Below are 15276 nucleotides of genomic sequence, written 5' to 3'. Positions count from 1 at the left end.
CATTGGTTTTATAAGGCGTTATAGCTGATTGAAATGGAACGGCTCGAGATCCTCCCGATATTGACATTATTGAATATAGCAGATGTTCCCGTAACAGTGGTTGCCCCACAGGATATGGCCAGGAACGGCGCGATACCTGATACTTTGTGAATGTCTACTGTATAAATACCGGAAGGAAGGCAACCCAATGTACCTGTTCCGGAAGGGATCGTGAAGGTAGTTACCACATTGGTGCTGGTATTGGTATACACCGCTACATACCCTGCAATATTATCCGTATTGGAATAAGAGATATTTATACCCGCTACCGGCACACACACCGAAGGATTATTACCCGCCGTTACCCATTGGTACTGACCATAGGTAGGGCTGCAGATATTCACGTCCTGTTGCTTTTGCTCCTGGTAACCGGTGTTGCCGCAGCTATTGGTTTGGCAACGCAATGGATCAGTCGTGTTTTGCCAGCTGGGAGAAGTATTTACACAAGGGCTGCTGCAATCAATGGGTTGGCCTGCGTAATTGTAGCAGATCTTTTTAAGGATGTTTTTGTCCTGATCCCGAATAAGCGTCAACCTGTTAACAGCATCATATTCGTAATAAGAGATGCGGTTGTTGGCATCGCATTGCGACGACATACCTACCAATGGGGTGTAAGTATACGTCATCATGCGGGCGTTCAATGGGTAGAGCCTCACTTCATCTATAGATCCGGAGGTGGCGGATAAAGAAACCTGTGTCTGTCCGGTTACCTGGTGTTCGAAATAGGTCCACCCGGCAACTGTGCGGCCCTGTAGAGGAAACCCTGCCTGCGTCCCCGCAATACTTAAAGCTGCGCCGGTATTGGTCCAGTAAGATACTATGTATGAATTTGCGCTCGTTAACCCGGTTTTACTGATACTATTGCTTCCATTGAATGTATAAACTTTTTTCCCGGTAATAGCCGTTGTATTTACAACAGGTGTACCTGAATAAGCCCAGTTCCCTGTTTCCGTTGTTTCGAAGGACGTGTAGGCAAAAATTCCGTTTTGACTATTGGAAATTTCAGCTACCGGATACATTTTGGCATAGTCCCAGATATAATTGACCTTTTGGTCGCTCTCTTTATTTGCAGCTAATAAATTTCCTTTTGTATCATACGAAGTAAATCTCATTCGATATTCGTAAGCGTTCGTCAGAAACTTTTGCTGTATATCCAGCGGGGCGATGATATTATTGCCCCAATCGAAAAAGTTAGTCCTGGATGCATTCATCAATAGAGAGCCTTTAGAGTTCAATTGCTCTACCGGGGTATTCAGTATATGCCGCGTCAGCATTGTATTGTAAGGTGACGTAGTGGAAAAGTCGAAAGGATACTTTGTTTCAGACTTGATGGTTTGGTTCAGGCTGTTATTCGTTTCGGACCGTGTCAGCTGATGTAAATTGGGTGTCCTGTCATAGAAATAATTTTCAGTTTGAACGATACTATTATTATTGTCATCAATAGTTGTAATGGTTTTTGTTTTGGGTTTATCGAAAGCTGTGTAATGTAAAACGTAGGGCACATGCACCGCATTGTTGCAAAAAAGCTCTCCGGGTGGATTGGTCTGAGTATAATCGTCCGCACCGTAGTACCAGTACATGCAATCGTTATTTACATCGTAAAAATCAGCCTGGTAGTATGTTATATTATTACTGCCGGCCTGATTCATAATTCGTTGGAAGTATTGAAAACTTATCAGGTCAGTGTTAATATCCTGAACATAGTCTTCATTGGTGCCATTGGAAAGATGTGGGGACCAATCGTAGTAAGCATAATCTTCTTTTCTTATGATAGTATTATTTTTATAACTGTATTTATAAAGTAATTTTCCCCGCATCCACTCCTGGGGTTCTGTAATAGCTCGCCCAATATAATTATATAGCTGGCCGAAATAAGGCATATTGAAAGAAAAATGATACCCTGTCCGCATATTATTGGATGGATTATTATAATCAATATCATACTCATCCACATATTCATATCCACTATACCCACCACCAGTAGTTTCAAGCGGATCAATAGAATTTGAACTGAAAAATTCTATAAAGTCTGTTACGTCGGGTGGTGTTTTTATTACAATTTTCTTTTGATAATAATTTGGAAATGTTATTGCTCTGCCCGATGTAAAATTTGGGAGGTTCGCGTCTGCATAAGGATTAGTGTACGAATAGCTCTTTTTCTTTGCCAGTATTCCTTCGGAACTATAGTAATTGATATCTTTTATTCTTAATCCACCTGCGTAAAGGGCATTGGTAGCGGGATTCAATTCCCGCCAGTACAAATTAAAATACAGGTTGTAAGGTTGGTTTTCTGCAGCAGATCCTACAGGGTTAGCATACACCAGGGCCACAGTCATTTCATAATTGCCTGCACGTAACGCGATTGATTGGTTGTTAGAGGATGTACGGGTATAGGGAGATATATTCTGCGTATTATTCCATTCTTTTATGGTAGTACGGGTTCCGCCGGAACCTATCAACTCCAACTTAAAGGTCACATTGTTGGTATTGTAAGGCATGGTGGTTTCTAAAGAAGAAATGCCAAAGTTTGTAGAGCATTGCCATCCAAACCCATCCATCACAAAACCGTTTGCCACTGTAAATTGTTTTTTAAAAAAACGTGTTCCATTAGCGTCGGTATAAGTCGGGGCCGGATTAGAGGTACTCCGGCTATAACTTGAAATGGTCATAGCAGAAAACTTGTTTACCAGGTTGTCATCCTGGTACATGTCCATCAGGTATTGGGGTGTATTCCAAACACCCGTCAGATTATTTTCGTAGACCAATTCTGTTTTTCCACCTTCAGGATAAGTGATAGATTTTAACGCAAAGGCATTGCTATAATCCGGTTTTACCCTTCTGTCGCCCCCGGTAAAAAGCTGTGGTATTATATTTGGCAAATAAGAATTGGCAGAAGTATTCGCGATTCCATTATAAAATCCCCAGTGATCTTGTGAAAAAGTATATTTTGAAGGGAGAGGATTATTTGTATAATAATTGAAACGGTAACGTACCGGTAAATTTTGCCCTACGCCCATACTTACCGAGTCCAATTTTAAGCGTTGAAACTTATACCCTGATGGAATGTTGCCATTAGCAGTGGAATTGACCATTGGCAGCACATCATAATTGTTCCCATAAAAATAACTGTAATAAAACTTTATCCGCTTTACAATAACTCCTTCAGTATTTTGAACCGTAATTTCATCAAGGGCTTTTGTGGGCATATCATCCCTGGAGATGGTATAAAAATTTATGACACCCCCCGGAAAATTAATGGATTGCAGCCGCGTATCGTAATAATTTATTTTTGAAACGGTTGTAGAAGGAGGATTGCTGGCCTGGGCTGAATGAAACTCATATGTTTGACCGAACATTTTATAACTCCAATAATTATAGCTTTCATAATTATAGGTGATACTGTCGTTGTAGATATTTCGGATGGTTTTGATCTGCCATAAATTTCGTGTACTCGAGGATCCGTTTGGATCAATCTGGTAATTTGTTGCATCGCGGCCAAAGTCAACGGCATTTCCTTCGGGTAATTTGGCTGTAAAAGAATATAATGGTATTGAATTAGAAGGATGAAGAGCCTGGGTAATTTCAATATCTTCTTTTGGAAACAGGATGAATTTGTTTTGTTCCTGGCTAAACATAAACTTGCCAGAGTATCCTAATGCGGAATAATAAAATTCGTCCGGCCTGTAATCGGCATTCCCAAACTTAGCAGGCGCGAGATAACTGAATCTCTGAACAAGGTAAGGATCTGTTGAGTTATGCGGTAACTGTCGAAAAGAATTTATACTATTCGGGGAAGCCGATGTGGTATTCACAAAAGCGGTTTCATCTTTAATGCCATTTACCTTTCTGGTAATGCTTCCCCCGTAGTCCAGACTCCATCCCAAACCGACCCATGTCGCCTCCTGATCTACTCTGATCCCACCAGAATGATAATTTAAAACTACAGGAACCTTTACTCCTTTAATTTCTATCTCATAAAGTGGAATACTCATCGAGGCAGTGCCGCTATACATGGACACTGGCGTTTCTACAAAATGATTGATCGACGCAACTTCTGGAGCCTTGAACGCGATATAATTGGGCAGTGTCTGTGCGTTAGAAACAATTCCTAACGACAATAAACAGAAAAAAATAACATAAAAACGAGCCTTATAATTCATAAAACACTATTTAATTTTTAGAATCCATACCCAACCCTGAACACCACCGGCTGGCTAACCGGTATATGTGTACGGAATAGTATATCGTATAATAATTGTACCTGCGTATTCTTCACCAGCTTCGTTTTCATCGGCAGCTTCTTCTTCAGGCCGATCAACCCGCTCTGTTGCCAGCTGGCCTTATCTTTCAGCTCGTTGATCTTTTTAAAGGCGGCATTATGGTTCAGTTCAAATCCTCCGCTGATAAACAAGCCCCCTCCGGCTCCCCCACGGGGGAGAGTAAGTTTCCAATCCAAATAACTCCGCAGGCCAATACCCTGGTGCGTAAAGCTGATATGTTGTATACTACCCATGCCGAGTTTGTAACTCATGCCCACCCCCGCGCTGCTTTTGTCATTGATCTTGTAGCCGATGCCCAGCCCGATATCGGCGGTAGATGGCAACAAGTTGGATTTAGCAAACTGCAGGTTGAAGTTGTATTCGGTACGCTGGGCGAAAGTTTTGCTGCGCTGGTTGTTAGGTTTAAAATCCGGCAATTCTCCTTCGCCGTTGGAGGGAATATTTTTGAGCAGCTTGTCTTTCATTTTGTTCATCTCCGCCTGCGCCAGCTGCATTTGCTCTTTCATCATTTGCTGGGCATTGGGGCCACCTGCGGCCAGCCTGTCTTGTATAAGGCTGTTCACACTGCTGCGGGTCTGCAGGCCAGCCAGGCTTTGCGGTGTACCGTAATTTGCAGGTGTGCCAAAGAGTGAAGCCAGCATACTGTTTTGTTGGGTGAACTTCTGGAAAGCAGGTATCTTGTTCAGGATCTCTCTGGCAGTTTGCTCAGCCTTCTTAGGATCCGAGAAAAGTTCTTTATAGTTCTTCAGCGTTTCCACATAGTAATAACTTTCTTTATTGATCTTAGTGAGGTATTTGCTCTTGCCGATGTATTTGATGGATTCGCTGATGAGTTGCTGCTTTCTTTCTTTGATGAATTTTTGCACCGCTTCTGTTTGCGCCATTTCCTTTTCCAGCTCCTCCATCTTTTCCCTGGTGGCTTTCACCGGTTTTACTATGTTGCTATCTATCAATGCTTTTTGTTGTTCCAGGTATTTGAGGCTGGTGGTAAGTTTATCGCGGTAGTCGTTGTACTGTGCTGTGGTGTTAGCGGTGATGGCTTTGCCTTGCTGAAGTTTTTCGAGCAGCCCCGCAAACGTGAGGTCTTTATTGGCGAACAATCTTTCGGCTGTTTCAGGGCTTGCTTTCTGCAAAAGCTTTTGCACACGGTTTTCCCAACGGCAGAGTTTGGTGAGCGTCTTCTCTGTTTTGGATGTAAGGCGATGGGTGTACCGGTCAATTTTTTTATTAACCTGGCCAATGTATTTACCGGGGATCTGCTGCAGCGTGGCCATAGTACTATCAGCCTGCGCCAGTACGGAGTGGCAAAGGAGTGTGAGAAAGATACTAAAGATTATGAGCTTAGGGTTGCTCATGCTGCTGGTTTAAGGGTAATGATGAATACACCCCCTAACCTAAAGAGATTTAGCTTTATGAAAAAGGGGTGAAAGAAAATAGGGTATTTTTCCCTTACTGATTTTATGTGTAATACCGAACAGATAATATTTATTAAAATAAATAATATATGAATACGCATTTACAAATCGTAAAAATACTGTGCTATTGATGACTGCATTTTAATTTTGCCCAGGTCACTTCGCCGTGATTGGCGTCAACTTCCACCCTCACAACGCACCGGCCTGTAGGCCACGCCAGCCGGTCCTCTTTAAAGTCGTGCCCGCGGCGGGCCATTAAAAAGTGTATAGATTGCACGATTAGATTCGCCAGCCTGCATGAAATAGAAAATCGCCATTGATCGGCGTGCCATTCATTTATAATGAAATAAGATTAGATGTAGGATACCGCATGGATTTGTTGGTTGAAGATAAAGTCGTAATTGAAATAAAATCTGTAGAACACCTGGCTGAACTTCATCATAAGCAATTATTAACCTACCTCCGGCTGGCCGATAAACGACTGGGCATATTGGTCAATTTTACCAGTGATAATATTGCAACTTCCATTTTTAGAAAGGTAAATAAGTTATAAAAACACGCATGCTTCACAACAAAATCTGCGGAAATCTGCGTGCTACCCATCTGCGAAAATCTGCGTGCCATCCATCTGCGGGAAACTACTCGAAGTTGTACAACGTAGCCGTAAACACCCCCCGCTCCCGCTTCTTTGTGACAGCTTTCCAGTTGCCATTGTATTTTATCAGTGAAGGAACAGTAAGGCCTTTGAATGTGGTCATCTGCACTTCCATGCTCACTTTAAAATCGTACACACCGGCATCATAACTCAATACATAGTTCCTTGCCACCACTTCCATAGTAGAATCATTGAACCAGGTGGTCATTTCATCCACTACCACCCCATCCTCATGCCCGGGTTTTACTTTCTGGTGAAAAACATAACAGCTGGTTTTGTTGTACACATCCATATCGATGCTCATGTCGTAGCGGTCAGCCATATCATCTTCGTATATGGCTGTTTTGTTGCTCATGAAGGGAATGCCATTGATCCTTTTTCCAGGGTTAAAAAACAGCATTTTCAATTGTTCTTTGTGTTTCTCCAACCCGCTTTTGCCTTGTGTGCTGAACTCCCTGCCGGCCACAATATTATCTTCTCCGCAAACCGAGCCTTTGGTGAAAAATAAAGAGGCATACATGCTGGCGGTGTAATAGTTGAATTGTTTGTCGTCGGTGTAAATATCGCCACTGGTGGTTTCTTCCAGCGTTTCCATCGAGCGGCAATTATCTTTGCGCACCTGTTTGGTTTTGCTGCTGAGGGAGGCGATCACCTGCCCTTTTTTATCCGTCATGCGGATATCATTCAATGCCGTGTAGCCAATGATATGCAGGTTGCGGAAAGCTTTGTAAAAACTTGTATCGTTTTTGATCTTTTGAATAAATGCGGGCACATTCAGTTTATTATCCAGCACAATGTTGCTGAGTGTGATGACCTTCTTTCCATCCACCAACGTACTGTCCGACACTACCTGGCTTTTCCCCGCCAGGGATAACAGCATAAAAAAAGCAGGTATGAACATCCGTTTCATACCTGCAAAATAATCGTAACTTTTCAGAACCCGGCTGTTAAAATTTAATTCCAGGATTTTTCAGTTGCTGTAGCCGCCCCTTCCTTCGTGCATCCATCCGCGAAAATCTGCGGGAAACTATTTTGGAAATACCATCCTGTAATCCACGTTCACTTTACCTTTTGTGATGTCATCGAGTTTACGTTTGAGCAACGTCCGCTTCAGCGGCTTGATATGATCGATGAATAATTTACCATCGATATGATCATATTCGTGCAGTATCACCCTGGCGGTAATACCGTTGAATGTTTTAGTATGCGGTTTGAAATTTTCGTCCACAAAGTCCAATGTCACAGTCTGCGGGCGCATCACATCCTCCCTCACTTTCGGAATGCTGAGGCAGCCCTCGTTGTATGACCAGTCGTCACCTTCCAGCTTTGTAATGTGAGCATTGATGAAAACACCTTTGTAACCAGGCTCATCCGGGTATTCACCTTTTTCATCTTCCTCCTGGTTTTCAAAAATCTGTTCGCTGTCCACCACAAATAAACGGATCGCTTTATTGATCTGCGGGGCAGCCAGCCCCACACCATTGCTATTGTACATGGTTTCCCACATATCCGCGATCAGCTTTTCAAGACCCGGATAATCAGGGGTAATGTCCTCGCTTATCTTGCGTAAGATGGGGGTACCGTATGCTACAATTGGAAGTATCATGATTCTAATATTTGGGTTGCAAAGATATAATCAATTGGCAATTAAAAATTACGAATTACGAATTGACCCGATGAATGTATCTCGTAATTCGCAATTCGTAATTGTTAATTGTTAATTGTTCTGCATGTATTCCTGCAATAATATAGTTGCTGCTATTTCATCCACATTTCCTTTTACGCGCCGATCCTTTTTTTTCATGCCCATTTCTATCATGGCGTCTTTCGCCATTTTGGAAGTATAACGTTCATCAACCGTCTTGAGCGGCATAGACGGAAATTCCTTTTCGATCTTTTTGATGGCAGCTCTTACCAACGGCGTACCATGTGTATCACTTTCATCCCAGTTTACCGGCAACCCAATGATGATCAGTTCTACTTCTTCCTTTGCAAAATATGTTTTTAGAAAAGGGATCAGTTCTTTGGATTCAACGGTGGTAAGCCCCGTAGCGATGATCTGCAAAGGATCTGTAACGGCAATGCCTGTACGCTTTCCTCCATAATCGATCGCCATTATCCGTGCCATGTATAAAAATTAAATGAACATTATTGCTCCGTAATGATGCAAAAAGTTTGCTCGAATGTATTGGAATGCTCATACAATACGTTGAAAAATTCTCTTCCGTAATTGCTGTAATAAGGCAGCATATTATCTACCCGTTCCTGCAGGTTTCCGGATGGATATAAATTCGCTTTTACTTTCTGCACCTGCCTCAGCTGCGCATCAAATTGTTTTTTTGCCGCCTTCAGCATTTTCTTTTCAAGCTGCTCCAGTTTTTGCAAGGCATGCGATTGCAGTGCCCACACGTGTCGTTCCAATGTACTGTCCACCTTAGTGGCATCTGAACGAACCTGTTTATACAACTTAATGAACGACAGTTTTTCTTCGCTCATATTGAGTTTCACTTCCGCATCACGCTGCACGATAGTGTTGATGAGTTGCTGTTCGTTGGAAAAAAAATCTTCCGCCGTAAGCTTCAACCCGTTGATCAGTGCATCCGTTTTTTTATTTATCCATGAAAAAGAATTGCGCAACACCAGCACCGGGAATGGTACCGCTGCCGCTTCAAAAACTTTTTTCAGTTCAAGCCAGTAAGCCAGTTCGCCGCCACCGCCTATGAATGCGATATTCGGCAATATCAATTCCTGGAAAACGGGGCGCAGTATAACGTTGGGGCTTACACGCTCGGGGTTGGTATTGATCTCATTCAACAGGCTTTCTTCTGTAAAAGGTATATCCGTATTGGCGACAGCATACCCGTCTTTTACGGTTTCGATCCTTTCGCGGATATTTTCTTTCAGGTAAAATAAATTGATATCACGCCCTGCCGCCTGCACTTTATATTTTTCCGGGAAAGCCGCGATGGTTTCTTTTACCGCAAGGCTCGAAAATTGCTCTTTCAATTCCCTCACCGCAATACCTTTGAATTCATTTTTCAACGCACTGCAATCCGGTATCAATATGATCAACCCAAAATCTTTAAAAAGCTCGTTGCAAAAATCGAATGTTGCCTGCTGGATCGTTTTGCCCAATGAATACGCATCTTTCACCAGTTCCATGATCTCTGTACCAAATGGATCAACTGTCAGTTGGCCATCAATCCCCTGCACGATCTCCATGAAAGCCTTATCGATCACCATTCGTCCTACAGCACCTTTCTGATCCGTGTGCCACTCATATTTTTTTCCCTTTACCACCACTTCCCCCAGCTCTTCCAGGTCGGCATCTTCGCTGCCCATATAATAAACAGGTACGAATTTATTCCCCGGTAGTTTCGCGGAAAGCTGATCCGCCATTTTGATGGCGTGAATTATTTTATAAATGAAATATAAATGACCGGTGAAAATATTCGGCTGATGCGCCGTGGTGATCGTAAAGGTATTTTCTTCCAAAAGGGCGTCGATATTGGCTTGCAGCTTATCGGATACCGGGGAGTTATTGTATTGTTCATTCAACTGGTCTACCAATACTTTACGATTGGTGACAAAAGACCTTCTGGCTTCGATCGCTTTTTTTACGCCATCGAGGTCAGGTGAATATGCATAAAAATCTTTCAGGTCGGTTGCGCCGGAAATGTAATCAAGTACGAGGGCTGAAAAAGAATTGGTCTGTTTGTATCCGACTTGTTGTGCTTTAAAATTCATAACTGTAATTTCCTGCCTTAAGTTATTTCCCAACCGGAATGTCAGGCTGAGCTTGTCGAAGCCTTCAGAAACAGTCAGCTATTTGCCTTCGACAAGCTCAGGCTGACATTGGTAACGGATCAGCCAACCACTTCCCCTTCGATATCAAAATCGTATGCTTTAGTGATCTTCACATTTACAAAATCGCCGGGATGTAATTTTTTACTGCTGTTGATGATCACTTCATTGTCTACTTCCACACTATCAAATTCTGTACGCCCAAGATAACGGCCCGCTTCTTTTTTGTCTACGATCACTTTGAAAGTCTTGCCAACCTTTTCTTCATTTTTTTCGAGCGAAATTTCCTGCTGCACTTCCATGATCTCCTGCGCCCTTTCTTCCTTCACGTCAGCCGGCACATCATCCACCAGGTCGAATGCGCTGGTATCTTCTTCATGGCTGTAGGTAAATGTACCCACCCTGTCGAACCGCATTTTCTGCAGGAAGGTTTTCAATTCTTCCACATCATCCCTTGTTTCGCCCGGGAAACCGGCGATGAGTGTGGTACGCAGACAAATGTCCGGTATCTTATAACGGATGTTGCCGATCAGGTCTTCCATTTCCTCGCGGGTGATCTGGCGCTTCATCGCTTTAAGCATATTGTTGCTGGCGTGCTGCAGCGGCATATCCAGGTAGTTGCAGATATTCGGACGATCTTTGATCGCATCGATGATATCCATCGGAAATTTAGACGGATAGGCATAATGCAAACGTATCCACTCCAATCCCTGCACATCTGCCAGGGCATTCAGCAATTTTGGAAGCTCACGTTTTTTATAAATATCCAATCCGTAATAGGTCAGTTCCTGTGCTATCAGCATCACTTCTTTCACCCCACGCTGTACCAGTTGTCTGGCTTCTTCTACCAGGCTTTCTATGGAGCGGCTGGTATGTTTTCCCCGCATCAGCGGGATGGCACAGAATGAACAGGTGCGGTTACACCCTTCGCTGATCTTCATGTATGCGTAATGCTGCGGCGTACTGAGCAATCGTTCGCCGATCAGTTCGCCTTTATAATCCGCTTCAAAGCGTTTGAGGATCAATGGCAATTCCATCGTACCAAAAAAAGCGTCCACTTCCGGTATCTCGGCTTCGAGGTTGTTGCGGTAGCGTTCGCTCAGGCACCCCGTTACGTAAACCTTGTCCAGTTTACCGCGTTTTTTCAGCTCTACATTATCCAGGATAGTATTGATGCTCTCTTCTTTGGCTTTTTCGATGAACCCGCAGGTATTTATGATGACAATATTATGATCGCGTTTACCGCTTTCATGCACCGTATCTATCTCATTGGCAAGGAGTTGCCCACTCAGCACCTCGCTGTCAACCATATTTTTGCTGCACCCCAGGGTGATAATGTTTACTTTGTCGCGTTTGATAGATTTTGTCTTCATAATTCAGGACGCAAAGCTAAGGTTTTATTACACGAATTTTGGCGAATTACACGAATTACACGAATTGTTCGTATAGTTTTATGAGTTCGTTAAATGCCGGTAACACTGTTTAAACATTGATATTCCTCATGAAAGCACGTTTGAAGCGTAAAGCGCAGGTCAACTATTTAACCACAACGTGTTAATAATTCGTGTAATTCGTGTAATTCGCCAAAATCCGTGTAATCAAATCATGTAATTTTGCAAAATGAGTTGGACAGAGAAAAACCATTTAAGAGTAGCCATTCTGGACTTATATGAAGGTGCGGAGAACCAGGGGATGCGTTGTATCCGGGAAATACTGAACCAGTTTGGCGAAATGAATAACCTGTCAGTAAACCGGGAGGAATTTGATGTGAGGAGGAATATTGAGTTACCGGGACTGGATTTCGATGTGTATATTTCCAGTGGCGGCCCGGGCAGCCCGCTCGATAGTGAAGGATCCGCATGGGAAAATGCTTATTTCAAATGGATCGCTTCGGTGGAAGATTACAATGCCAGCCAGGCCCATGTGATCAAAAAACAGGTATTTTTTATCTGCCATTCATTTCAACTCGCCTGCAGGTATTTTGATGCTGCGGTGGTGTCCAAAAGGAAAAGTACCGCGTTCGGGGTATTCCCGGTGCACTATATGGGCAATGCCGAGAACGAACCCATTTTCGCGGGGTTGAAGGATCCGTTTTATGCTGTCGACAGCAGGGATTACCAGGTTACCCGCCCCAACCACAACCGCATCCACGAAATGGGCGGCCATATCTTAGCCATCGAAAAAGCGAGGGCACACGTTCCGCTGGAAAGGGCCATCATGTCGATGCGCTTCAATGAAAATATGATCGGCACCCAGTTTCACCCCGAAGCGGATGCCGTGGGTATGTCGCTGCACCTCCAGAAACCCGATAAAAAACAAACCGTGATCGAGAACCATGGCGAGCCGAAATGGCAATCGATGATCGATCAGCTCAACGATCCCGATAAGATCATGCATACTTACGCTCACATACTTCCCAATTTTTTGAACAATGCTGTTGAAAAAATGCAGCTAATAGAAGCATAGCCAATTACGAATTATCAATTACGAATTACGAATGGGTTCATTGTAGTCGAAAGCCTTTATGTAAAATAAAGGCTTTTCTTTTGACGATCATTCGTAATTCCTAATTCGTAATTCGTAATTAATTAGTTATTTTAGCAGACATTAATTTTCAACGCATTATCATGGAAAAATCTTTAAGAGAAAATTTCAATAAAAATTTTACAGCGGATAAGTACGAGATGTATATGGACAAGATTCAAGGCCTGCACCCGGGTGCGCTCGACTTCAGGAATGCGGAAACGCCGGTGTTTATCCCGAAAGATTTTAAGAATAAAATGCTGGCCGCCTGCGAAGATATCATCGATGTGATCGTGGCGCCCAATTTTAAAGAACTCACCCAACGGAGCATTCCGAAAGATCTGCAGGTGCCTGACGAGGACGCCCACACGCAATTCCTCGTATTCGATTTTGGTATCTGTCGTAATGCCGAAGGTGGACTGGAGCCGCAACTGATAGAAATGCAGGGCTTCCCTACTCTTTTTGCTTTCCAGGCTTCGCATACGGAGATCACCGCTGCTTATGCAGAAGTACCGTCCAATTATTCGGCTTATCTGAATGGGTACAACAAAGAGAGTTATTTGAATTTACTGAAAGAGATCATTGTGGGCGATCATGCACCGGAGAACGTGATCCTGCTGGAGATCTATCCTGAAAAACAAAAAACCCGGATTGATTTTTACGCAACCGAAGAAGAATTGGGCATCCGCACGGTTTGCCTCACCAAACTGACAGCCGAAGGGGATAAATTATATTACGAACATGCCGGCGAAAAGATACAGGTGAAAAGGATCTACAACAGGTTGATATTCGACGACCTGAACCAGCAGGAAGGATTGGAAAACATCGTAGACCTTACCAAACAATACGATGTGGAATGGGTGCCGCACCCAAACTGGTTTTACAGGATCAGCAAGTTTACCCTGCCCTTCATCCACAACGAATATGTGCCCGAAACTTTTTTTCTCAACGAAGTAAAGTTGCCGGTAAACCTCGATGAATATGTATTGAAGCCTTTGTTCTCCTTTGCGGGCATGGGTGTGGTGATCGATGTAACGCAGGCAGATATTGACAGGATCACCGATCCGGAAAACTGGATATTGCAACGCAAGGTAAATTATGCCCCTATCATCGAAACGATGGATGAACCGGCCAAAGCGGAGATCCGTTTATTTTATTTCTGGAAAAATGAATGGAAAAGACCGGTTGCGGTGCATAACCTGGCCCGCCTGAGCAAAGGAAAAATGATCGGCACACGTTACAACAAAGACAAGACCTGGGTTGGCGGCGGAGTGGCATTTTTTGAAGAAGGTTAAAGGAAACACAGAGTTAAAGGAGGAAACACAGAGTTTTACGGAGTTTGTGTTATACCGCTCGTTGACTCTGTGTTGCTCTGTGATCAAACTCTGCGCAACTCTGTGATACATTCCACATCACACATCACACATCACACATCACACATCACACATCATACATCATACATCATACATCATACATCATACATCATACATCATACATCATAGATCATACATCTCACATCTTACATCTCACATCATACATCTCACATATGAAGAACGGTTACTCAAGGTTTGATTTTTACTTAATTCAGCTGGAAGAACTTTTAGCAAAGGCATCCAAAGAAAAGGATCCCGGCGCTTATTTATATGCCAATGATGCACGAACAGTGATGTTCATGCTGGAGGGGTTGGCAAAATTGTATGAAGGCATCCACAATCCGAAAAAGTTTCACAAGATAAGGGAACAGGCAAAACAGCTGGAAGATGCGCTGGGAGCGATCGACTACTATGATGCGTTTGCGAAAGAGTTCATCAATAACGCTTCTATCCCGGTTACCATTACTGCATATTTCAAAACCCAGGCTGCTGAAAAAACAGCTCTTTTCAATAAGATACTCATAGAAGAAGGCTGGCTGGGAAAAGATGCCGACCGCATCAGGAAGATCCGGAAAAAATTATCGGAAGCAGCATGGCTGAAAGAAAAACAGGAAGTGAAAGGGATTGAAAATTTTTATCATGAGAGTATCGAATCGATCAAAGTAATGGTGCTCGAATCGGAAAAAGGCTTTACCGAACTGGAAGAAGAAGTACATGAGTTGAGAAGGGAATTGCGCTGGCTGAGTATATACCCGAAAGCTTTGCAGGGTGTGATACAACTGACGGACAGCAAAACGGTAGATGCCCGCATCGACCGTTACCTCACACCGGAAATAGTGAACTCCCCTTTCAACAAAATGCCGGAACCGGGCGACAATACTGTTTTCCTTTTGCTTGAAAAGAATAATTTCCTTGCGCTCAGCTGGATGATCTCGGCACTCGGCAAACTCAAAGACTCGGGATTGAAATTTTATGCCCTCACGGAAGCGCTTGAGCAGACAGAATCCATGGAAAACGCTACGGCACTAAGGATTGCAGGCGAGCTGCTGGGCTCCGGCGAACATACAATAGACAGGATATTGTTGCAGGCTTCTGATATCTGCAAGGATTATTTTGAAGGAAAATTTCTGGATTATATCGTACATGGAATAAAGAATGTATGATGTATGATGTGAGATGTAGGATAT

The 15276-nt window shown here is 43.3% G+C and carries 11 protein-coding genes; 4 read left to right on the top strand and 7 right to left on the bottom strand.

The features are described from left to right. Positions 1–8: 8 nt before the first annotated feature. Complete coding sequence (locus EGI32_RS03495; protein ID WP_255153981.1) at positions 9–3674, bottom strand: hypothetical protein; 3666 nt, start codon at positions 3672–3674, stop codon at positions 9–11. Between the two features lie 542 nt (positions 3675–4216). After that, entirely contained in the window at positions 4217–5674 is a 1458-nt protein-coding gene (locus EGI32_RS03490) for a hypothetical protein (protein ID WP_255153980.1), read from the bottom strand. 385 nt (positions 5675–6059) lie between these two features. Between EGI32_RS03490 and EGI32_RS21260 the strand changes: the two genes are divergently transcribed. Beyond that, complete coding sequence (locus EGI32_RS21260) at positions 6060–6287, top strand: GxxExxY protein (RefSeq protein WP_369681621.1); 228 nt, start codon at positions 6060–6062, stop codon at positions 6285–6287. 85 nt (positions 6288–6372) lie between these two features. Here the strand turns inward: EGI32_RS21260 and EGI32_RS03485 are convergent, their stop codons facing one another. From EGI32_RS03485 to rimO, 5 genes are all read right to left on the bottom strand, one after another. Beyond that, positions 6373–7299, bottom strand: coding sequence for a hypothetical protein (locus EGI32_RS03485; RefSeq protein ID WP_255153979.1), 927 nt, complete (start codon positions 7297–7299; stop codon positions 6373–6375). A 117-nt stretch (positions 7300–7416) separates the two neighbouring features. Next, complete coding sequence (gene def / locus EGI32_RS03480; RefSeq protein WP_255153978.1) at positions 7417–7995, bottom strand: peptide deformylase; 579 nt, start codon at positions 7993–7995, stop codon at positions 7417–7419. A 111-nt stretch (positions 7996–8106) separates the two neighbouring features. Next, positions 8107–8517, bottom strand: a complete 411-nt coding sequence (gene ruvX / locus EGI32_RS03475) for a Holliday junction resolvase RuvX (protein ID WP_255153977.1) — start codon at positions 8515–8517, stop codon at positions 8107–8109. 20 nt (positions 8518–8537) lie between these two features. Then, positions 8538–10136, bottom strand: coding sequence for a bacillithiol biosynthesis cysteine-adding enzyme BshC (bshC, locus tag EGI32_RS03470; protein ID WP_255153976.1), 1599 nt, complete (start codon positions 10134–10136; stop codon positions 8538–8540). 119 nt (positions 10137–10255) lie between these two features. Then, positions 10256–11566, bottom strand: a complete 1311-nt coding sequence (rimO, locus tag EGI32_RS03465; protein ID WP_255153975.1) for a 30S ribosomal protein S12 methylthiotransferase RimO — start codon at positions 11564–11566, stop codon at positions 10256–10258. A 247-nt stretch (positions 11567–11813) separates the two neighbouring features. On the opposite strand from rimO, the gene EGI32_RS03460 reads away from it, so the two are divergent. From EGI32_RS03460 to EGI32_RS03450, 3 genes are all read left to right on the top strand, one after another. Further along, positions 11814–12659, top strand: coding sequence for a type 1 glutamine amidotransferase (locus tag EGI32_RS03460; protein WP_255153974.1), 846 nt, complete (start codon positions 11814–11816; stop codon positions 12657–12659). A gap of 224 nt (positions 12660–12883) precedes the next feature. Continuing rightward, the gene (locus EGI32_RS03455) at positions 12884–14011 is read left to right on the top strand and encodes a hypothetical protein (RefSeq protein WP_255153973.1); all 1128 of its coding nucleotides are present in this window, start codon (positions 12884–12886) and stop codon (positions 14009–14011) included. 251 nt (positions 14012–14262) lie between these two features. Then, a complete protein-coding gene (locus tag EGI32_RS03450) occupies positions 14263–15252 on the top strand; it encodes a hypothetical protein (protein WP_255153972.1) in 990 nt (329 codons plus the stop codon). The last annotated feature ends 24 nt before the right edge of the window (positions 15253–15276 follow it).

The organism is Ferruginibacter sp. HRS2-29 (assembly GCF_024343615.1).
Lineage (GTDB): Bacteria > Bacteroidota > Bacteroidia > Chitinophagales > Chitinophagaceae > Ferruginibacter.
This window is presented reverse-complemented; position numbering and strand designations above follow the sequence as displayed.